Annotated in this window: 18 protein-coding genes and 1 pseudogene; 14 read left to right on the top strand and 5 right to left on the bottom strand. The window is 56.4% G+C overall.

The window, feature by feature from the left end; translation table 11 throughout:
• Positions 1–880 precede the first annotated feature (880 nt).
• The 3 genes and pseudogenes from PSR63_RS11845 (at position 881) to PSR63_RS11835 (ending at position 2,997) form a co-directional block, all read left to right on the top strand.
• Complete coding sequence (locus PSR63_RS11845; protein ID WP_274333558.1) at positions 881–1,288, top strand: BlaI/MecI/CopY family transcriptional regulator; 408 nt, start codon at positions 881–883, stop codon at positions 1,286–1,288.
• A pseudogene (locus PSR63_RS28195) lies at positions 1,285–2,121 on the top strand (M56 family metallopeptidase); the annotation flags it as partial. The gene PSR63_RS11845 and the pseudogene PSR63_RS28195, both read left to right, overlap by 4 nt.
• Positions 2,122–2,184: 63 nt before the next feature.
• Entirely contained in the window at positions 2,185–2,997 is an 813-nt protein-coding gene (locus tag PSR63_RS11835; RefSeq protein WP_274333554.1) for a hypothetical protein, read from the top strand.
• A 247-nt stretch (positions 2,998–3,244) separates the two neighbouring features.
• Here PSR63_RS11835 and PSR63_RS11830 read toward each other — a convergent pair whose 3' ends face one another.
• The 3 genes from PSR63_RS11830 to PSR63_RS11820 all read right to left on the bottom strand — a co-directional run bounded on the left by PSR63_RS11830 (position 3,245) and on the right by PSR63_RS11820 (position 5,256).
• Positions 3,245–4,072, bottom strand: a complete 828-nt coding sequence (locus tag PSR63_RS11830) for a DUF1963 domain-containing protein (protein ID WP_274333552.1) — start codon at positions 4,070–4,072, stop codon at positions 3,245–3,247.
• A 124-nt stretch (positions 4,073–4,196) separates the two neighbouring features.
• Complete coding sequence (locus PSR63_RS11825) at positions 4,197–4,835, bottom strand: hypothetical protein (RefSeq protein ID WP_274333550.1); 639 nt, start codon at positions 4,833–4,835, stop codon at positions 4,197–4,199.
• Positions 4,836–4,890: 55 nt separating this feature from the next.
• A complete protein-coding gene (locus PSR63_RS11820; protein WP_274333548.1) occupies positions 4,891–5,256 on the bottom strand; it encodes a hypothetical protein in 366 nt (121 codons plus the stop codon).
• Positions 5,257–5,734: 478 nt separating this feature from the next.
• On the opposite strand from PSR63_RS11820, the gene PSR63_RS11815 reads away from it, so the two are divergent.
• The 6 genes from PSR63_RS11815 (at position 5,735) to PSR63_RS11790 (ending at position 12,566) form a co-directional block, all read left to right on the top strand.
• Entirely contained in the window at positions 5,735–7,861 is a 2,127-nt protein-coding gene (locus tag PSR63_RS11815) for a DNA topoisomerase VI subunit B (RefSeq protein ID WP_274333546.1), read from the top strand.
• Between the two features lie 252 nt (positions 7,862–8,113).
• Entirely contained in the window at positions 8,114–8,911 is a 798-nt protein-coding gene (locus PSR63_RS11810; RefSeq protein WP_274333544.1) for a hypothetical protein, read from the top strand.
• Between the two features lie 374 nt (positions 8,912–9,285).
• Positions 9,286–10,209: a DUF1559 family PulG-like putative transporter gene (locus tag PSR63_RS11805; RefSeq protein ID WP_274333542.1), complete on the top strand. Its 924-nt coding sequence runs from the start codon at positions 9,286–9,288 to the stop codon at positions 10,207–10,209.
• Positions 10,210–10,273: 64 nt separating this feature from the next.
• Positions 10,274–10,690, top strand: coding sequence for a hypothetical protein (locus PSR63_RS11800; protein ID WP_274333540.1), 417 nt, complete (start codon positions 10,274–10,276; stop codon positions 10,688–10,690).
• 406 nt (positions 10,691–11,096) lie between these two features.
• Complete coding sequence (locus PSR63_RS11795) at positions 11,097–12,095, top strand: DUF1559 domain-containing protein (RefSeq protein WP_274333538.1); 999 nt, start codon at positions 11,097–11,099, stop codon at positions 12,093–12,095.
• Positions 12,096–12,119: 24 nt separating this feature from the next.
• Entirely contained in the window at positions 12,120–12,566 is a 447-nt protein-coding gene (locus PSR63_RS11790; RefSeq protein ID WP_274333536.1) for an Ig-like domain-containing protein, read from the top strand.
• Positions 12,567–12,665: 99 nt separating this feature from the next.
• Here the strand turns inward: PSR63_RS11790 and PSR63_RS11785 are convergent, their stop codons facing one another.
• Positions 12,666–14,024 (bottom strand): Gfo/Idh/MocA family protein, encoded by a 1,359-nt coding sequence (locus tag PSR63_RS11785; RefSeq protein ID WP_274333534.1) that lies wholly within the window; start codon positions 14,022–14,024, stop codon positions 12,666–12,668.
• Between the two features lie 118 nt (positions 14,025–14,142).
• Between PSR63_RS11785 and PSR63_RS11780 the strand changes: the two genes are divergently transcribed.
• The 5 genes from PSR63_RS11780 (at position 14,143) to PSR63_RS11760 (ending at position 20,089) form a co-directional block, all read left to right on the top strand.
• Positions 14,143–15,636: a sulfatase family protein gene (locus PSR63_RS11780; protein ID WP_274333532.1), complete on the top strand. Its 1,494-nt coding sequence runs from the start codon at positions 14,143–14,145 to the stop codon at positions 15,634–15,636.
• A 27-nt stretch (positions 15,637–15,663) separates the two neighbouring features.
• A complete protein-coding gene (locus tag PSR63_RS11775; protein ID WP_274333530.1) occupies positions 15,664–16,086 on the top strand; it encodes a hypothetical protein in 423 nt (140 codons plus the stop codon).
• A gap of 248 nt (positions 16,087–16,334) precedes the next feature.
• Positions 16,335–17,600, top strand: a complete 1,266-nt coding sequence (locus PSR63_RS11770) for a PQQ-binding-like beta-propeller repeat protein (protein ID WP_274333528.1) — start codon at positions 16,335–16,337, stop codon at positions 17,598–17,600.
• Between the two features lie 762 nt (positions 17,601–18,362).
• Complete coding sequence (locus tag PSR63_RS11765) at positions 18,363–19,025, top strand: hypothetical protein (RefSeq protein ID WP_274333526.1); 663 nt, start codon at positions 18,363–18,365, stop codon at positions 19,023–19,025.
• Positions 19,026–19,327: 302 nt separating this feature from the next.
• Positions 19,328–20,089 carry a hypothetical protein gene (locus PSR63_RS11760; RefSeq protein ID WP_274333524.1) on the top strand — a complete coding sequence of 254 codons (762 nt, stop codon included), beginning with the start codon at positions 19,328–19,330 and terminating at the stop codon, positions 20,087–20,089.
• 9 nt (positions 20,090–20,098) lie between these two features.
• On the opposite strand, the gene PSR63_RS11755 is transcribed toward PSR63_RS11760, so the two are convergent.
• Positions 20,099–21,064 carry a C-terminal binding protein gene (locus PSR63_RS11755; protein WP_274333522.1) on the bottom strand — a complete coding sequence of 322 codons (966 nt, stop codon included), beginning with the start codon at positions 21,062–21,064 and terminating at the stop codon, positions 20,099–20,101.
• Positions 21,065–21,270: the final 206 nt, after the last annotated feature.

Genomic DNA, 21,270 nt, shown 5'->3' with positions numbered 1-21,270 from the left:
CCGGTAGGCACGGTCCGATGGGTCGCGTGGAGGCAACAACTGAGTCGTCCTTGGGAAGCGGGGGTAAAGGACTCTTGGGAAATGAACTGGCTGGAAGCATTTGTCTCGACCAGCCGCTCGCGGCTGCTCGAACTAGCTACCAAACGGGTTCGTCGCCTTGAGTGGACGAGAGACGTGCACGCCCAGCACGATCGCGATCGAAGCACCGAAGAAGATCAACATGGTTTGGAATTCGAGCATGGCTTGGTTCTTTGTGTGAAAGGTTTTCCTGAGGGGTGAATGGTTGTTGAGAGACATAAATTCACTTGCCGTGCCAAAGTGCGGACCGGCAGCGCGAAATTTCGAAAGGGGCCGTTTTTGCCCGGAGAAACCGGCATATTCGGCAGACTCGGAAAGAAACACCGGGAGGAGGCGAGGTGGTTGGTTATCGAGTCGACAACATCATTCGCGTTGTGAGATATCCAGGCAAGTGGCTAGCAGAATTTTCGGATCCGGATGCGGGAAACCGATAGCAATGCTTCGCTGGCGCGATGAATTCATGGGCGATTCAAGGGGACGGGGATCTCTTGATGTTTCGGTCTTTTCAAGGACGTCCTCTGGGGCGGAGCGTGTCGTTTGGGCCTGACCGCTGGGCAACCGAGGCTGACGCATTCACGGAGCCTGTCGAGTTCTTTCTCGCCAAGGGGCTGGTTCACGCGTTCGAGCCATCGGAGCGCTCGAGAAATGGGGCAAGAAGGCGAGGCCTGAGCTTTCTACAGAGACGTTCTCACACCAAATCTTCCTCTCGAAAATTTCGCGTTTTCTCATACAAATCGATTGACTACTGCTGTAGTCATCCTCTATGATCCGACTACAACAGTAGTCACAAAAGGCGAAAGCAATGTCGCAGCGCAAACCTCTCGGCAAAGTTGAACTCGAACTGCTTCAAGCGGTAGAAGAACTACAGCCTGTTTCCGTTCGAACGTTAGTGGAACATCTGGCCGACAAAACAGGTCAGGCACGGACAACCATCCTGACAACCCTCGAACGGTTGCGGGCCAAGGGATGCGTGACGCGACGTTCTATCAAAGGCGTCAACCACTACTCTCCACGTGTCTCGGTATCTGAGCTATTACCTCGACTTGTGGGTGATTTTGTTCAAAAGATGCTCGGCGGATCGGTTTCTCCCGTTGTCGCCTATTTGCAGGACCAGAAGGAAGTTGATCCAGAAGAGTTGGCTCAATTGAAATCGTTGGTCGAAGATCTCGAGGCGAAGCAGGCCAAAAAGGATAAGGGGAGGAAGAAATGATTGATTTCCTGGCTCAATTCCTTTCGGCCTGGTTCGATATTATTTGGCGAGTAACCTGGCAAGGCACGATTGTCATCCTCATTGCCTTGCTGATCGATTACCAATGGAAGTCCATGCCACCAAGCTGGCGAAATTGGCTTTGGCGATTAGCGTTTCTCAAAATCGCCATTGCAATAATACCTCTCTCCATTCCACTTCCACTACTCCCAGCATCTGCCGAGCCGACCGTAAGTACGGCAACAAGCAATTCTGTCGATGTCCCACTTTCAGCCATTGCTACGGATTCTTGGCAATCATCCATACCGCCGTTAGCGCTTCTCCTGTTTGCGATTTGGCTCATAGGCTTCATCGCGTGCGCGATATCCATTTGGGAGAGCGGCCGGCAGGTCCGAAAGAAACTACAGAAGTCGACTTCCACCCTGGCAACTAGCCTGCTCGTTCAGAATGTACGAGCCATGAGTCGCAAGTTAGGCCTAAAGGTTGTTCCAGAGGTTCGATTGGTACCAGGAACGAATAGTCCCTGTTTGCTCAGTAGAAAAAAACAATCGATCATACTTCTCCCGAAGCAGTGGCTTGAATCGTGTTCGATGTCAGAGCTGCGATTATCTTTGGCCCACGAGCTGGCGCACTTGGCCCGCGGCGATTTAGCATGGAATCGCTTTTTCGTTTGGTCTCGGGCAGTACTTTTCTTCCATCCTTTAGTTTGGATTGCTATGCGGCGCTATCTCCTGTCTCAGGAAATGGCCTGCGATAGTATCGCGATTGCGAACACCGGCGGAAATCGCGCCGAATTCGCGCGTCTTCTCGTACAACTTGCGGAACACGCTACGGCAACTCCGATTAGTGCCGTGGCAATGATAGGCTCGACTTCTAGTCTCAAGCAAAGGATCTCCTCCATGTATCAGGCACACTACAAACCCTCGAAGTTGATCGCTTGGGCCGTAACGGCAATGGGCGTTTTAGGTCTCCTGCCATTTGCGCTTGCCGAACAAGCGGAAAAGGATGAGCGCAAGGAACTCACGGTGAACAAGGATGCCGACGGGCTGAACATTTCGGTAACTGCGAGCGGTACTTCTCGAGGGTCAGGATCTGCCGACGCCCTGGGTGCCGGAGCAGGCAGGGGTACCGGATCAGGCAGGGGAAGAAACTCGGACGGGAACGCAGGGGGCTTTGGCTTCGGCGGCGCTATGACTCGTGCAAAGTCGCAGTCGAGCGGTAGAACTTCAATATCGATCAACACAGATTCTCCGCAAGACGCCCAAAAACCCAAGACTCGGCCCGAAATGGAACTTGAAGACTCGTCGAGAATGAAGCAATCGATGAGTTCGCTCAATGCAAATGGCAATGAGTTGTGGACGCGTACGACGGAGGCGACTCTCAATGGCGACAACATCACGATTGTTGAAAAACCCGACACCATTTCGCTCACAATCGAACATCCCGACGGGACCGAAGAGGTTTTTGTTGCCAAGAACCTGCGAGATTTGGCGCGGCAATCCCGCAAAGCGTCTGCCATCTATCGTAAGCTATTGCCCCCAGGTTCTACCGCCAGCAGCAACATGGGCACTGCGACCAGTACTGGAAGCCGTCAGCCCCTAGATGCCCGCGATATGCTGCGGGAACAACTTGAGTCCATGAAAGATGGACAAGGTTCCCAAGATGCGATGCTCGATCGTCTCATCGGCGAGTTAGACGCACTTATGAAGTGACCTGCCCCCTCAACCGCGTCTATTCGACAAATTGTTTTTGCTTAATGGAAGCGAGGACCGCAACGAGGACGGCCACGGACGAGCAATCGGACGTGGCCTTTTTGTTTTCGTTCGTGCTCAAGACAGACATTGCCTGAGAAGACCTTCCTACTTGGCAGGTTCAGCAAAGAACACTCAAAGAAGGTGAGGGGGTTTGCTATCGACTCGGACTGGGAAACCGATAGTCGTGCATCGTCCGTACGAGGCTCTAGTGGGTTTGAAAAGCGTCGAACCAGAACTGGGTAGGATCGGACTTACAAGCGGCAATCAAGTAATTGGCCGCATCCCCGATGCAGAAATTGGCGTTGGGTTCGTGGGCAATTTGTGCCAGCAGAAAGTAATCGTCGTCTTCGAGCGTGGCATCATGGACGTAGAAGGGATAGCCGCCAACTTGAGTGACCTCTCCGTCCTTCCAATGGTAACCCAAGCGACGCAGACTTTTCGAGTAAGCCTGGCCTGCCTCGCCGATGGTCCAGTGATACTTGATGCTGCTACCCAACTGAATCAGCTCGTCGCGAAAACTACGTACGCAAACCTTGGGTGGCTTTGGCCAGCTTTCAAACACCGGCAACTGTTCCCATCCTCCTAGAGGTGAAGGGTAACTGTCGGCTCGCCATCGCTCGACACCGCACGCTTGAGTCTGGTAGTCCTGTTGGCCGTGGGCCTCGGGACGCGGCATTTCCACCGCTTTCTCTACCGACGGTTTTTCGTAGGTCCTGACCAGGCAGCAGTTCTCCGGATCTTCGACCAGACCCTCCCAGCAAATAAAAACCGTAAACAAATCGTACGCATCGGTCGGCGGTTCTTCGATCTCGGTCAGGTTGAACTGTGCGACGAAATCAAACGGATGATCTCCCAACATGGGCCAGGACTCGCCAGCTTCTGCGTAAGGAGCACCGCCAAACTTGGTCGCTGTAATAGAGAGTGTTTCTCCAGGCTTCAGCTTCGTTGCACGAAAGCGTGTTGCTGGCTTGACCAAACCATGCACCTGGCGGTCGATCTCGCGTTCTTTTTCGCTGGCCTTACGATTCCACATCGCCGAAGCTTTCACTTGTCGCGTAAGCGATCAGCTTACCTAAAACGGCAAGAACATAAAAAAAGCTGAGCCCTCGTTTGGAGAGCTCAGCTTTCGTTGATTCACGCTTTGAGGCCAGTCAGGACTAAGCTTCTGGCGGAGCGGCTGGCACGGGAGCAGGCGTCGGAGCTTCAGCCGGAGTGATCGGCTGTTCGCTGTAGCTGCCAGGCACGTAGCCTTCTTCGGTGATGACATTGCCACCTTCGACGTCGTACGCACCGCCGCCGTAGTAGCCGTTGCCATAGCAGTTGCCGTTAGGGCAGCTACCGATCTTGTTGTTCCAGTGTGGGCGATGGTGGAAACCCATGTGCCAGCCGTAACCCAGGTCAGCAGCGTTCCAAGTCCAAGGACCACGAACGTTGTAAACGCCGAACTGCTGCGTGTCGTTGGGCCAGTAAGGGGTCGTACCCAAGGTACTTGGGTGACCGGTGATGCCGCCAGCGTAAGCGCGACCGAACTGGTGATAGACAGGCGTCATGCGGCTCGAAGGCACGCCCCACGAGTAGTTCGTCTGCATGTTCGCGTTGGGCGGAACGACCATGGCAACGGGCGTTTCGTAGTTCGCGTAGGCATAGCCGCCGTGCCAAGGCAAGTTCGAGGCATGCTGAGCGTTTGCATTGTTGCTGTAGCCACGTCCCCACAGCCAACCAGCTTCAGCCGTTTGCACGCTGCCGCCAATGGTCAGGCCGACGAGGAGAGCGAGAATCAGTCGTGTCTGGGTCATCGTCATTATTTCCTACGTGAAGCGAGGGACGTGGTCCGGCTCGAGCAGTTTCTGATTAAAAGAACGGGTTGTAAGGATTCAGCCAAGTTCGACCACCGTACCAGTGAACCTTGGTACGGTTGAAACCCTGACCACCGTTGTAGTAGTGGTAGTAGTTGCGGTGGTGCTTATACAGAAACTCGTGCGGATCCAGTGCTGGATACGTGATGTACGTTTGCGGAACGTAAGGAGGCGTCGTGATCGGAGCGGTATACATCGCAGCTGGATATCCGTAGTACGGATCGGCGACGTAGTACTGGTTCATGATGTCGGGGTAAACCGGTGGGCTGGCATACTCGTTAGCCTGAGCCGTCGAGCCAACCGCCATCCAGCCTGCAGTCAGGACCAGGGCGAACAAACAAGTTGTTGCAATGCGTTTCATCCGATTGATAGCTCCTGCCAAATGCGGCAATTGGGCAACCACGCTTTTGGCCGTGGATGGGTTTCTTAGCTTCGCGTTGTGTGAATTTGTCGGGAAACCGGTCCAAACCGCCGCCTCTGGGTACTTCGGCAATCTGCGCGGGTCAGATAAGTCCAGACCTTCCGTCGTTGATTAAATCGGCTATTCGGATGGGTAGTCTGAGACTTTATGAAGCCATCATGCCAAAAACCCCTATTCTTCCGAGTGTGACAGTCATCCCCAATCTCCAGATCCTGCCGCTATCCCCGTAATCGACAAACTTTACTACAATCGGCGATTCAATTCGCATCGCGTCCCCTCGCTCTTTCCATGCGAGAGGGATAGGGTGAGGGTTGGAAAACAGATACCCGGTTCGCCCCTTACCCCGAACCCTCTCTTCTGAGGGGCGAGCGGATCAGGTTAGATCGAAACCCCATCAGTTGCTTCAGGAGTTTCCACGTTGTCGGAAGGCGCCACCACCACTGCGAACGGAACCGCAAAGCGTAAGAAGTCTGCTCCCCGCCGCGCTACGGCCGAAACGATGGCCAAGAAGCAGCGCGAGATCTCGGTGAGCGAGTTCTTTGCCAAGAATCGTCATATGCTGGGTTTCGACAACCCGCGCAAGGCCCTGCTGACGACCATCAAGGAAGCCGTCGACAACTCGCTGGACGCCTGTGAAGAAGCCGGCATCTTGCCCGAGATCTGGGTGCACGTCGAACAGACAGGCGAAAGCCGCTACAAAGCGGCCATCCAAGACAACGGGCCCGGCATTCTGAAAAAGCAAATCCCGCTGATCTTCGGCAAGCTGCTGTATGGCTCGAAATTCCATCGTCTGCGGATGAGCCGCGGCCAGCAGGGTATCGGTATTAGTGCCGCCGGTATGTATGCCATTTTGACCACTGGCAAACCGATCAAGATCGTCAGCAAGACAGGTGCCAGGAAGCCTGCCCACTACTACGAACTGCGAATCGATACCAAGGTCAACAAGCCCGAGATCCTCAACGGCAAGGGGGACGGCGAAGACATCCCGCCCGGCGAAAAGGGAGAGCAGTACATCGCCGACCACGGCATCGAATGGGTCACCCATCACGATCCCGAAAAGCCGGATGCCAAGCCCAAGCCGTTGGTTTCCGGCACCCGCGTCACGCTCGACCTGGAAGCCAAGTACCAGCGCGGCAAAGGCAGCGTCGACGAATACCTCGAACAAACGGCGATCGCCAACCCGCACGTCACGCTGCACTACATCGACCCCAGCGGCCACCAAAAGACCTACCGCCGATCGACCGACATCTTGCCGCCTGAAGCGACCGAAATCAAACCGCATCCTTACGGGGTCGAGCTCGGCCGACTCGTTTCGATGTGCAAGGAATCGACCGAGTCGAGCCTGTCCGGTTTTCTGACGACCTCGTTTTCCCGCGTCAGTTCGGGCATTGCCAAGCAGATCTGCGACAAGGCCAAGCTCAGCACGCGCATGCGGGTCAAGCGTATCGATCGCGATCACGCCGAGCACCTGTACGCGGCGATTCAAGACACCAAGATCTCGAATCCCACGACTGACTGCATCGTGCCGATCGGTGAAGAGCAACTGCTTAAAGGGCTGCATAGTGTCGTGCCGGCCGAGTTCTACGCCGCGGCCACGCGTCCCCCAGCCGTTTACCGTGGTAATCCCTTCCAGATTGAAGTCGCGTTGGCTTACGGCGGCAACGTCGAAACGCAGAAGATCACCAAGGATCTGCTCAAAGAACTGCTGTACGAAACCGACGCGCGAACGGTCCGCCAGTTCCTGATCCTCACGTTCAATGGCCTCGGTCCCGATGCGGCCGACAAGATCATCAAGCAGTCGAAGGTCGGCACGCGCAAGAGCCCCAACAAGCTGAAGCCGAAAGAGATCGACCACCTCTTCGAAGCGATGCAGAACGTCAACGTCAACGAAGGGCAGTCGATGCAGGTCTACCGGTACGCCAACCGCGTGCCGCTGCAATTCCAGCACGGCGACTGTGCGATCACCAAGACCATCGCGCAAACCAACTGGCGTTCGTATGGCCTGTCGCAGTCGCGCGGCAACTTGCCCAGCGGTCCGGTCACCATCATGGTGCACATTGCCAGCGTCTGGGTTCCGTTTACCAACCAGGCCAAGGAAGCCGTCGCCAGCTACGACGAAATCCAGAAGGAAATGCGACTGGCGCTGCAGACCGTCGGACGTAAGCTGGGGATGTTCCTTCGTCGCCGGATGAAGGTGAAGCAACAGGCCGACCGTCGTAGCATCTTCCGTCGGTACCTGGGCGAAGTGGCCCAAGCCGTCAGCGACATCAACGGAACCGACAAAGAAGACATCTACGAAAAGCTGCTGGAAGTCGCCAAGAAGAAGACGGCCGAGGCCGACATGGTTCTCGACGAAAGCGGCAAGGCAGTCGATCCGACCCAAGCCGACTACGGTGGCGGCGTGCTCATCGTCGACAAAGATGACGACGAGATGCTGGCCGACATGCTGAACCGGCCGGCCGAAGCGGACGCCCCCGCAACTACAAAGCCGAAAGATGGCCAAGGCGAACTGTTCGACGATGACGAGGCCGACGACGAAGATTAGCGTCGCCGAAAGCGCATCGATCCCAGAATCGCCAATGCTCTAAGACCTGCGGCCGTATCTCTTACGGCCGCTCGTTGCCAGTCCACATTGGCTTCATGTGAAGAATCATCGAATTTTGCATGAGGCTCAGACCTTTCGGTTGTCCCTATGAAGCACGTAGGCTTAAATCGAGAATTCGACTGTCAATCGTCTGATTAGACATGAACAACCGGCTGCCAAACTTGTTCTTGAGTGGACCTACGGAGCAGATAAATGGGCCTGCGAGGTCACCTGAATTTCTTCATCGATAACAGCTATCTAGGCGATACGCTCTGGGCGGTTACGAAGTCACGATACCTCGATTTTGGCGCCGAGAACCGCGAGAACAAGATCTTTTGTCTATGCACTGGCAGTTGTGGAAGCGGCTACATAACCGAGCTATTCAAGTCCAATAATGTGCCCGGCTGTTACCACGAAAAGCACCCTAGCCTGGATCATGTCGGCGTTGACTACGCGATTCGCTCTAAGAACCGCTCGTACATCAAAGGATTGCTTTACCTTACTCGGCATGACGTTCAATTCGAGGCCAACAACCGCTTCTTCGCGCTTGCGCCTCTGTTGAATGAAGTGTTTCCCAATTCTAAGTTCATCCACCTGCACCGCAGCGCGAAAGACACGCTTACGTCTTCGATGAACAAGAAGTCGTTTGAGGATTTCTGGAATTCAAAACGGTTGAGGTATTGTTCATTCCTCTCCGGTTCGCCCGAACTGACGACCTTTGAAAAGGCGTGCTGGTATTGGACGAACATCAACCAGAGGATCATCGATGACCTGCGTGACTTGCCTTCGATGGAACTCAGCTTCGATGATTTGGTAGTCGGCAATCTTGCCGAACTGGAAGAGTTTACTTCGATCGATTTCGATACGAAGAAGATTCAGCCCGTCAACACGAAGCAGAAGCAAAAGCTGGAGACGCCAAAGTACAAGTCGTATGACGAATGGCCCGATGAATTCAAGCAACGCTTCGATGACATTTGCGGTAGTCTTCAAGCAAAGCTGGGATATTCTTAAGTCACCGCACACCAGCGCAGATCGCGTTCATCTCCAGTAGACGTTGACGAACGGTTCTTCAATCACCCTTGTTGCCTCGAAAAGTCACCGTCAAGGGCAGACCTGCCTAAGCCATCGCTTACCTCTAAAACCGGACAAGATGGTTACCGCTTGTCCACTATCCCCAGTACCTCGGGGGAAATGCTCCTCGGAATAACCTCCACAAGCCCCTCTGGTCACCTAGGGCTATACAACCCTGTAGATGTAACTTCTCGGTTTTTAGCAGATTTTACGTTGACACCTGGCGGCCCATCCGATATCACGGGATAGTACCTCACTTTTATGCTTTGCCCCATTTGATATCTCGCGTTATTTTTCCAGGATTAGATCATCTAATGAAGAAGCAAGCCTTTACCCTTGTAGAACTACTCGTGGTCATCGCCATCATCGGCGTCTTGATCGCCCTTCTATTGCCGGCTGTTCAACAGGCCCGCGAAGCCGCCCGCAAGGTGCAGTGCCGCAACAACCTGAAGCAGAGCATCTTGGCGATTCACAACTACCACGACACGTTCCTTGAAATGCCTTCGTACCGCCGGGATAACACTTTCTGGGGTTGGGCTGCTCAGATTCTGCCGTTCATGGAGCAGGACAACCTGAGCGAAACGGTTGGTGTCAACTCGAATACCTTCCCGCAAGCGGTTGACGGAAGCGCCGGCACGGCCGCAACCGACGCGCTAGGTACGGTTATCTCGGGTCTGCGTTGCCCATCGACCACCGCTCCGGAAACCTACGAACACGACGGCGTCGAATACGGCGTGATCAGCTACGCGGCTTCGCGTGGATACGGTCAAGCCGGTTGGGACTCGGATGCCGCGGCCAACACGGGTGCCATCAACAAGGAAGGCCTGGAGTTCTCGGCGATCACCGACGGTCTTTCCAACACATTCGCCATCGGTGAAGCTTCGGCCCGAGCTGGTGGTTGGGTTCCTGGTCCACGTGGCTGGGCTTTCTGGGCCGGTACACCTGGCAACAGCTATCTCGAACGACAGAACACTCTCTCGAAGTGCGTTTCCTTCCCGATGAATGCCACCGCACACTGGGGCTTCACCAGTCAGCACACCGAAGGAGCTTACTTTGCCTTCTGCGACGGTTCGGTCCAGTTCATTTCCGAGCACATCGAATTCGATAAGAACGGCGTACCAAACGGTTGGTTCGGCGGCAACGGCGTCCGCGACCAGGTTTACGCCAACGCCAGCGGCATGGGCGTCTACCAACTGCTGGGCGTTCGCGACGACGGCCAAACGGTCTCGCTGCCATAGTTCTGACGTCAGCCACATTTCTAGTCGTCGCCACGGCGGCGCAACCGATGAGAGTTTATCAACCATGTGCGCAGCAAGATGGACGCCCCTTGGACTTTTGCTCACGCTGCTGATCACCACCGGGTGCGGCAGCAGCAGCGAAGTCAGCATTGGAACGGTATCTGGCACGGTCTATATCGACGGCCAGCCGGCTCCGGCAGGGCTGCAACTTGAATTTGACCCGGTCACCAAAGGCGTTCGCGGCAGCACGGCTGTCACGAACGAGTCGGGCCAATATGAAGCCGAATACTCCCTTTCGACCAAAGGGGTTCGTTTAGGAACGTGCGTCGTGAAGCTGGTACAGCCCAACGTCGCACCGCCGGCACCGGGGCAGATGCCGAAACGACCCTTTCCTAACGAGTACTACGAAGAGATCCGTCAGGTGACCATCAGTGGTGGGCACAACACCATCGACCTCGAGATCTCGAAGAACGGCAAGTAATGCTTCCTAGCAAGTCGGATCGACGCTCCTGTCGAACCGCGGATCACTCAAGGCCGGATACCCATCATGGGTTTCCGGCCTTTTTCATTTCTACCGCACAGCAGCCCAGGAGCCTGGCAAAACGCAACCATTCTCATAGACCGCTAGATTCAGCGGCCGAATAACCTCTACTCGTAGGGGTGCGTCTCCCCACATCTTTTTGCCCTGCAAACTTCGTCTTTCCGATTCACAACAGGTAATCTAGGGCCATAACGGGCTTTTCAGATCCGTTATGGGCATTTATTTCCTTTTCTCTGTTTTATTGCATTGACACAATCCGGGACGGAAGATATCACGGGATACTAGGCGTTCTGCCTGTTTATGTTCTTATCTAAATATCCCGCGTATCCTTCCAGAGGACCTGTCTATGAAAAAGCGAGCCTTTACGCTCGTCGAGCTGTTGGTTGTCATCGCCATCATTGGCGTTCTGATTGCCCTGTTACTGCCTGCCGTCCAGCAGGCACGTGAAGCTGCCCGGCGGATGCAATGCAACAACAATCTCAAGCAGATCGGTCTGGGCCTGCACAACTTTCACGACACCTATGGCCAATTCCCGGCCGGCTACGGTTTTAACGACCAGGCGAATGCCGCTTCCTGGAGAAAAGCCTGGGGCTGGGGTGCTCGGATCTTACCGTTCCTCGAACAATCGGCCTTGCACGATCAACTGGGCGTGACCAGCCAAGAGTTCGACAATCTCCTGCCCGGCAACAATTCGTCCAGCTGGCCGGCCGCTGGTGTCGCCCTGATTCGGACGCCGCTGGATGCCTACATCTGCCCGAGCGATCCCGGCGACGTGATCAACACCTCGGTCGACTTCTGCCACACCGGCGGGCCTGACTCGACCAAGCCTGCTAAAAGCAATTACGCCGGCGTACTGGGTCACTACACGACCAACTGGGGCGCGTCTCCTACGGCGAGCATTCCTAACAAGCACGGTATGATGGACCCGCAAAAGGGGATCCGCATGGCCGACATCACCGATGGAACGAGCAACACGTTTGCCGTGGGCGAGCGCGACTCCATTCACCATGCGGCTTACTGGGTCGGTACCGGTAACGTGAACTCCGAATCGTCGTGGTCTTCGCCGAAAGCCATCGGCCGTACGTTTGGTCAGAAGTTGAATCAGCCGCTGGTCGGACGTTTCTACCTGGCGTTCTCGAGCCTGCACCCAGGCGGGGCCAACTTCCTGTTCGCCGACGGTAGCGTGCACTTCATCAGCGAAACGATCGATTCGCGTGAAGGGCTCTTGAACGACGGCAACCCGGCTGCCTGGTACAGTTCGTACGGCTCGCTCGACAAGTCGACCATCGGCGTCTACCAGAAGCTTGGTTTGCGTGACGACGGTCAGCCTCTGGGTGAGTACTAATCGCAGGGAGGTCATCACATGCACATGCAGATATTACGCGCCCTTGGCTTATCGAAACTCCTTGCCGTGGCCTTACTGGCTGCGGCGGCCGGTTGCGGTGGCAGCGGTTTGCCGTCGTTGACCGGAACGGTCACCATCGACGGCAAACCGGCACCGGCCGGAGTCGCCATCCAGTTTTCGCCCACCGCGGCTGGAGGCTCTCCTTCCTATGCTCAGACCGATGCCGACGGACATTACGAGGCGCAGTTCTCGTTCAACAAAACCGGCATCCAGCCTGGCGAGCACTCGGTTAAGCTGATCCCCGGCTCGGTTGAAGCACCAATGCCCGAGATCGGTCCTAATGGCCAACCCATCGGACCACCACCGAAGAATCCGATGGCCAATCTTCCCAAGACCTACTGGGAAGAAATCGAAGTGATTCAAGTCGAAGCCGGCAGCAACACGCATGACATTGCGCTCGCGTCGGAGTAAGCGACTCGCCAATCCACTGGTTAGAAAACGACGAAAGGCCTCGAGCTTGTTTCGAGGCCTTTTTTTGTCGATCGCTTCGAGAATCGCATCACCTGATGCCTACACATTCTCAACCGTCGGGTGCACCCAGTCACCTCGGTACTCGCGAGCCAGCAGCTGATTCGCTTCGTCATCTCCCTTGACCTTGCCGGCTTCGATATCCCACGCCAAGCTACGGCGTAGCTGCAGGGACATGTTGGCCAGAATGCAGCTGGCGGTCGAGATATGGCCTTGTTCAATGTCGGCCACCGGGCGTCCTCGTTCTTCGATCGCTTTCAGGAAGTCGCGCTGGTGGGCGCGGTTGGCGGCGGCGACGTGCTGCTCGAGGTCCTTCTCGTGCTCGTCTTCCGGGTACTTATCCCATTCCGTCTTCGGAGCACCGCTGAGGGTCGGCTCCTTCTTGCCTTTGGGGAAGAACTCGTACTTGTTCACGCTTGCTTTCAGCGTCCCTTTGTCGCCGTACAGGAAGATGGCCCACGGGTAATCGCGGTCGGGGGCATCGCCATAGGTGCGGTGCGTCCACACGACATCGAGCTGATCGAAGTCAAACGTCGCGACCTGGGTATCCGGCACATTGCCAGTGGCGTCGGTGTAGACGTACGTTCCACCGCGGCTGATCACGCTGTTGGGCCAGCCCAGATTCAGCATCCAGCGGACCGTGTCGAGCATGTGAATGCACATGTCGCCCATGATCCCGTTGCCGAACTCCTGGAACATTCGCCAGCTGCGCGGATGCATCACCGGGTTGAACGGCAGCTTCGGGGCCGGGCCGGTCCACATCTCGAAATCCAAGGTCTCAGGCGGCGGGCAGTTCTCGGCGGTCCGGTTACGCCCCATGCCGTAGTAGCAGCAAATCTCGGCGTGGCCGATCGTGCCGAGCAAACCTTCGTTGATCACCTTCTCCTTGGCTTCAATCAAGTGCGCTGTGCTTCGCCGCTGCGTGCCAACCTGCACCACGCGTTCGTACTTGCGAGCCGCGGCCAGCATGGCCTGGCCTTCGACAATATCGCGGCTGATCGGCTTCTGGCAGTAAACGTCCGCCCCCGCCTGACAGGCCTCGATCATTGCCAGTGCGTGCCAATGGTCTGGCGTGCCGACCAGGCAAATATCGAGGTCTTTCTCGGCCAGCATCTTGCGATAGTCGCCATACTGCCGAGGCTGCTTGCCTGACTTCTGTCGCGAAGCGACGAGCTCGGCCGCCCCTGAGAGCATCTGCGAATCGACATCACAAATCGAAACAACTTCGACCGGAGCCACCTGAATAAGACGCATCAAGTCGCACTTGCCATACCAGCCACAGCCGATCAAACCAACCCGCTTGGGCTTGATATCCAAAAGGTCCTGCGCCCAGGTCGATTGAGGCAGCGAAGAAATCGCAGTCACGGCGGCAGCCGTGGTCAAAAACTGGCGACGATCCATGGGTGTGGCTCCTGAAGAAAAGACGGGGGCAAGGATGCAGGTCGAGTTATTGTACTTTAAGATGGGACGAATACACGAACAATAAAGCTGCCGCCCCGCATCCCATTAGAGCTTAACTATGCGAAGAAACATCCTCTCGGTTTACCCGCTGGCCCTGGCCATTCTCTTGGGTCTGTTGGCTGTCCCCTCTTTCGCGGCCGATCGCCCGAACATTGTGTGGATCTTCGCCGAGGACATGAACGATTGGATGGGCTGCTACGGTGACGACACCGTCCCCACGCCCAACATCGACGCGCTCGCCAGCGCCGGTGTGCAGTTCAACCGCGCCTACATGCCTGCCGGCGTTTGCTCGGCGACCCGCTCGGCGATGGCCCTGGGCGCGATGCAGACGAGCCTGGGCGTGCACAACCATCGCAGCTCGCGTCAGCGATTTCCTGGTGAAGAGATTCGCCTGCCGGACAACGTAAAGACCGTTTATCAAACGCTACGCGCCGGCGGCTATCACGTGATTAACTATGGCCCCAAAAGCGACTTCAACTTCCTGTGGGCTTCGCAAAACGAAAAAGAATTGAAGCGGCGCAATGGGACCAGCGCGATCCCGGCCGAGTCGGACAGTGACTTGTTGTACGACGTCAACGTGCTGCCCTGGGCACCCAGCAACAACTTGCTACCACAGCTCTTGAAAGCGTGTCCGGACGACAAGCCTGTCTTCCTTCAGCTGCAGCTCAAAGGGGGCAAGAACAACGGCAAATTCGACGGCTACCCCCAAGGCAAGATCAACCCGGCAGACGTCAAAGTGATGCCGTACTACGCCGATCTGCCCAGCGTCCGCGAGAAGATCGCCCATCACTACGACACCATTCGCCAAACCGACGAAGAAGTCGGGCAGATCGTCAGCACGCTCAAAGAGAACGGCTTCGACAAGAACACGATCGTCTTCTTTTTCACCGATCACGGCATGATCCTGCCGCGTCATAAGCAGTGGCTCTACGAAGGGGGCATTCGCGTGCCGCTGGTCGTCGCCGGCCCAGGCATCCCGGTCGGCAAGAGGCGCGACGACCTGGTCAGCGGCATCGACATCAGCGCCGCCACGCTCGCCCTGGCCGGCCTCGAACAGCCTAAGCACATGGAAGCGAAGAACTTCTTCGCCGACGACTTTCATCGCGACTGGGTCATCAGTGCCCGCGACCGCTGCGACTACACGATCGAACGCGTCCGCGCGATTACCGGCGAGCGCTTCAAATACATTCGCAACTTCAAAACCGATCGCCCGTTCATGCAGCCCCAATACCGCGACGGTCAGGCGTTCATGAAAGACCTCAAAGCCCACTACAAGGCCGGCAAGATGAACGAGGTCGAAAGCTTCATCATGTCCGAAACCCGCGTGCCGGAGGAACTGTACGATCTGGACAACGACCCCCACGAGATCCACAACCTGGCAGGCGATCCCGCGTACCGAAAACAACTCGAGAAGTACCGCGGCATCCTTTCCCAGTGGATCGAGCAAACCGGCGACCAAGGCCAGTACGACGAATCGGTCGAATCGCTCAAAGGCGTACTGCAACGGTGGAACAAGGAAGCCGTGAACCCGGAATACGACAAGGCACGATAGACTGTTGTCTGATTCGGAATCGCTGAAGTGTACTTGTTCCTGCTCCTATTCATCGTTGCACTGTTCTGCGGCTTCACGCTGCTGATCGCCTTTCTCGGAGACTGGGGGCTGTTGGCCAAGAGCTTTCGTGCTCGCGAGAAACCGAGTGGAAAGTTTTTCTATTTTCGCAGTGCCGGTGTAGGGATGGCCAGTTATCGGAATATGCTGACCGTCGGCGTAACGGCCAAGGGGCTGTACCTGGCCGTGTTCTTTCCGTTTCGCTTCGTTCATCCGCCCCTGCTGATCCCCTGGAGCGAGATCAAAGACATACACGAAAACAAGTTCTTTTCGTGGCGGAACTATTGCCTCAGCATCGGCTACCCCGAGCGGGCCTCCGTGACGATCGATGACGATGTCATGCAGGCAGCACGCCAGTACCTGCCCGACCATGCGCTGCCGGCCCAAGAGTGAGTGTTGATCTTAGCGACGCGTCTGCAACGGTTGCCCAGAGAGCTTAACTAGGCTGCTTCGTCTCATCACAAAATTCTTGCTTACGGACAGTTAACCCGGCTGACTGGCGGCGGTTACCCACGGGATTCTTTCACCCGCCGGTTACCGAGGCCGACTGGGCAGCAGGCTTTGGTAATCGGCACTTTTCGCATGTGAATTGCTCGACTTCCCATTCAGCGCAATCTGCTTCCTCCAAAGAAATGGTTACGATGCTCACGTCCATCCTGAAGATCTCGCCAGTCGTACTCCTCGCGCTTGCGAGTCAGTCTTCGCTTTTCGGACAGGATGGATCGTCGGACTGGAATCAGTGGCGAGGGCCAAACCGCGATGGCAAGGTTCAAGGTCCCCAGTGGCCGGGATCGTTAGACGAGGAAACGCTGCAGCAGGCCTGGCGAGTCGAGCTTCCGCCGAGCTACTCCGGCCCGGTCGTTTCGGACTCAACCGTCTTTGTCACCGGCACCGAGGACAGCAAGTACGAGGTCGCCTACGCACTCGATCGCAAGAGCGGTGAGGTCCTGTGGGAGGCACGCTGGGAAGGCGCGATGACCGTTCCCTTCTTTGCGGCTGCCAATGGAAGCTGGATTCGAGCGACTCCCGCATTCGATGGTGAAAGCCTGTTCGTAGCTGGCATCCGGGACGTTCTCGTCTCGCTCAATGCCAAGACCGGCAAAGAGCAATGGCGTGTCGATTTCGTCGAGCAGCTGAAAACACCGCTGCCCTCTTTCGGCTTCGCCAGTTCGCCGCTGCTGGATGGGAACTACCTATACGTTCAGGCCGGTGCCTCGTTCATCAAGCTCAATAAGTCCAATGGCGAAATCGTCTGGCGCACACTAGTCGATGCAGGCGGCATGTTCGGCAGCGCCTTCTCTTCGCCGAGCGTGGCAACCATCGCTGGCAAGCGTCAACTTCTCGTCCAGACACGTCAAAAGCTGGTAGGGGTCGACCCCGAGAATGGGGATGTCCTGTGGGAACACGAGGTGCCAAGCTTCCGAGGCATGAACATTCAGACGCCTGTGACCTTCGGCGATAGCGTCTTCACAAGCTCGTACAAAAACAAATCGTGGCTATATGAAGTGACCCAAGAAGACGGGAAGTTCAGCTGCACTGAAAAATGGGAGAACAACGCCGCCGGTTACATGTCATCACCGGTCGTTATCGACGGACACGTTTATATGCACCTGCAAAACCAACGATTCGCCTGCATCGATCTGAAAACAGGTGAGCGGAAATGGACTTCCAAGCCCTATGGCAAGTATTGCAGTCTGATCGCCCAGCAGGATCGTATTCTGGCATTAGACGAACGAGGAAGTTTGCTATTGTTGAAGGCCAACCCCGAAGAGTTCGAGCTATTGGAAGAAAGAAAAGTCAGCGAAGACGAAGCCTGGGCCCACATCGCAGTAAGCGGCGAAGACGTAATCATCCGCGAACTGAACGCCGTCAGCCTGTTCCACTGGATTCCTGGAGGTGAAGAGTAGGGACGATCGAGTGAGAGCCTCGTAGGCTGGGTCATCGTTTCAATGGGTCGGCAATATATTCCAATCGTTCCCACCATCCAGGTTCGTGTGTTATATTGCCAGCCTTTTGGATGATAAACCCTGTTGAGAGATGCTCCCAGAGAACTATCCTATCTCCCGAAGCGAAAAAGCGGATAGTAGCTGTTGCGTGTAACTCGGATTCATTATCGGAAAACACGAAACTGGGGCTGATTGTGCTCTCATAGCCATAGTCGTCAACGACCCACCAATCGTAAACGATGCTGCCAACGCAACGATTTTCAATGCTTCCTTCCATCGCTCGTGCGATATAGAGCCTCTCGATCGTTCCCTTCATCGGAGGCAAGTCGGGGCGGATACTCGCAATATAAGCGGCACCTCTGTTACCCCCAATGAACTGCCAGAGCGTCGACAGTTCCAGGGCGATGCTGTAATGAGGAATTATACAATCTGCCACGTGTAGACCTTTGTATGTCCGATTACCCCAATCGAAAGCGCGCGTATCTAACCAACGTCTTAGACTGGGCCGAGCCTCAACCTACACTTTCTCGTGCTCAGAAACAAAATTCCGCGCGCACTATCTTCAGGTGGCCTCAGGCTGGTATACCTAAACCTTGCACGGGGACTCTTCCCCGAGAAGCCATCTTTTTGTCTGTGTGCCACTGGCCTCTGGCCAGTGCCTTCGAAGCCAATTTCTGTTTGGCGACGAGCACTTCGTTTCCCTAACCTCTACCGAGTATTTCCATGTCATCAGCCCACGTTCAACCCAATCCGGTCGCCCCGGGCGGAGCGTTCTCAGCCGAGAACACTCCGCAGGTTGTCGTGCGCGCTGGCAAGACCTACGTCTGCTCGGCCTGTGGAACCTTGGTCGAGATCCCGGCCGATGTCGTCGGGCAGCTGGTCATCGCCGTAACTCCGGAAGCGGAAAACAAACCTGTCGACGCTGCGTCTGAAGAGCAGGAGCCTGGCCGCACAGAAGCAGCTCAAGAGAAGTCATCGCCGTCCCACCCGGTAACGGCCGAAGTATGCACGCGGCCTTCGACAGCCAAGACCACCCGGCCATCGCGGCCCGGACGCCCGAAGCAACCGAAGCGGGTTTCGTTCGCTGACGAGATGATCGACGGACTACGCGTGCCAACGGCCGGCCAGTTGGATCGTGCGCTGGCGTGGGTTTCGTTTCACCTGAAGGTCCTCGACCGACAAGGGAGCGAAATCAAACGCCTGCGAAAGCTGCTCAAACAGCGGTCGACAATCGACGTGCCAAGGCCTAGCCTGACTGGGCGTGCGCAAAAAGCCACCCGGGAAGGACCGAGTAGCCGCGTCGGTAGTGCCCGGCAAAGACACGCTCCAGCGGACTTGAGCGTGGCACCCGATGTGGATAACAAGACCCAACGCGGGCCTCCCTGACCAGGCACCCGGCCAACACAAACTTGTCCCCTCTCCCTTCGCAAGGGAGAGGGGACAGGAATCAGCGCATTTTGATTAATCCGGTGCCACGCCCAAGTCTTCTTGGGCGTGCGGTGGACGCTTGCGCGTGCGCCAGGTGAAGAATTCGTCCAATCTTCGCGGTTGGCATCCGGCTTGCAGTAGTTGGGATTGGTTCGCATCCGCCTGGCGAGTTACGATAGGGGGAGGCGGCTCGAATGTTTTAGCTACTTTGACGTGACTTCCTAACCCGCACACACCGGGCAACCTTACGGAGCAATAGTATGGCCAAGATGGTGGACGCCATCGACCGGTTTAACAACTCAGTTCGGACGCTGTTGATCTTGCTGCTGCTGATCGCGTTCTCGACCGTTTCTTACTACGGTTGGTCGGTCTACAACGAAAAAGAACTGGAAATCGCCGCGAAGCAGAAGGAGATCGAACAGCACGTCGCCAAGATCGGCGAGCTGGAAAATGAGATCGATCTGCTCGCGCTGCGGTTGAAGCTGTTAAAGGTCGACCGCCGAGTGGGGCGTCTTTCGGTCATCAGCCAAGAGAAGCCGGACGATGCCGAGCGGGTTCAGTCGGTTGTCGAGTTCGTCGAACTCGACCAGCAAGGCGAACCGATCACCGAGCCGCAGCAGTTCAAAATTGATGGCGACATGGTTTACGTGAACGGCAAGGTCGTGAAGTTCGAGGACGAACTGGTCGAGACGAACGACCCGCTGCGGTCCGCTTCCATCTACATTCTGCAGAAGATCTACGGCGAACACCAAAAGCCGATTGACGGGTTCACGATCGACAAGGAAGGGCAACGCCCCGAAGCGTATGGCCTGCGAGACGAGCCGAACGAGTTCGAGAAAAAGATCTGGAGCAACTTCTGGGACATCGCCAACGATCCGATCAAAGCCGCCGAGTACGGCGTGCGTGCCGCGAGCGAGCAATCGGAAGGCATGCGAGTGCGTCCCGGAAAAGAGTACGAAGTCGAGATCCGCAGCAGCGGTGGCCTTTCGATCAACCCGCTGCCGGAACAGAAAGCGACTTAAGTCGTCGCCTTAACCGGCGGTCAAACCGTTGCGGACGTTCTCAGGCGTCTTGCCTTGCAAGCAATCAACTACCTGCTGCGAGACGCGGCCGCGCATGTTCTCGAGCGATTCGACACTCACAAACGCCGCGTGCGGGGTGACGATCACGCGTGGATCGTTGTATGGAGCAATCGTCAGATCGCACGGTTCCGGATCTTGCACGTCGAGGGCCGCTCCGGCCAGTTCGCCGGCTTCCAGGGCCGCGGCCAACGCATCGTGATCGACAATCGCCCCGCGAGCCGTGTTGATCAAGTAGGCGGTCGGCTTCATCTTCTTGAACTGCTCGGCCCCGAACGATTTCTTCGTTTCTGGGGTCGCCGGGATGAGAAGCGAGACGTAGTCGGACTTTGCCAGCAGGGTATCCATATCGACCGTTTCGACGCCGTCCATCGTTTTGCCGCTGCGGCTGGTCGCCACGACGTTCAAGCCCAGGCACTTGGCCTTCTGGGCCAGCAGCACGCCGATGTTGCCCAGGCCGACGATCCCCAGGGTTTGCCCTTCCATCCGACGCATGATCGGGCCGGCCGTCAGGTCGTACTTGCCGCTCATCGTGTCGTGGTGGTACATGGCCACCTTCCGGGCACACGCGAAGAGCAACGCCAGCGTATGCTCGGCTACTTCGGTTAAGCAGTAGTCAGGCGTGTTGGTGACCAGAATGCCCTGGGAAGTGCAGTACTCCATGTCGATGTTATCGAGGCCAATCCCCAGGCGGGCCACGATCTTCACATTGGGGGAGGCTGAGATGACCTTTTTGGTCACCTGGGCCCAGTTGGTCATGATGGCGTCGACCTGGTGCTCTTTCGCCAAAGCGGCCAGCGAATCTTCGTCTTTCGCGGTCGCGACGATCAACTCGACGTCGTTGTCGGCGAGCACTTGTTTTTCGATTTCCAGTTCTTCCCAGGCATAGTCGGTCAGCAGAACGTGGAATTTGGCCATGATGCGTCTCTCTTGAGTCGGGCAGGGGATTCAGCGAGGAAACCACCCATGGTAACAAATTTTCAGACCGGTATCGGAAGGGGGGAGTCCGAAAGGAGTAACCGAAGAATACGCGGTCTCGCCGCGCATTCTCTCCAAACTGTCCCCTTCGCAACGTCCATTTCCTGGGCGAGGGGCTAACGCGTACCCTTCTCCCTGCTCCGAAG

It is taken from the genome of Bremerella sp. P1 (assembly GCF_028748185.1).
Taxonomy (GTDB): Bacteria; Planctomycetota; Planctomycetia; order Pirellulales; family Pirellulaceae; genus Bremerella.
Note: the sequence above shows the minus strand (reverse complement) of the source record. Positions and strands in the feature narration are given on the sequence as shown.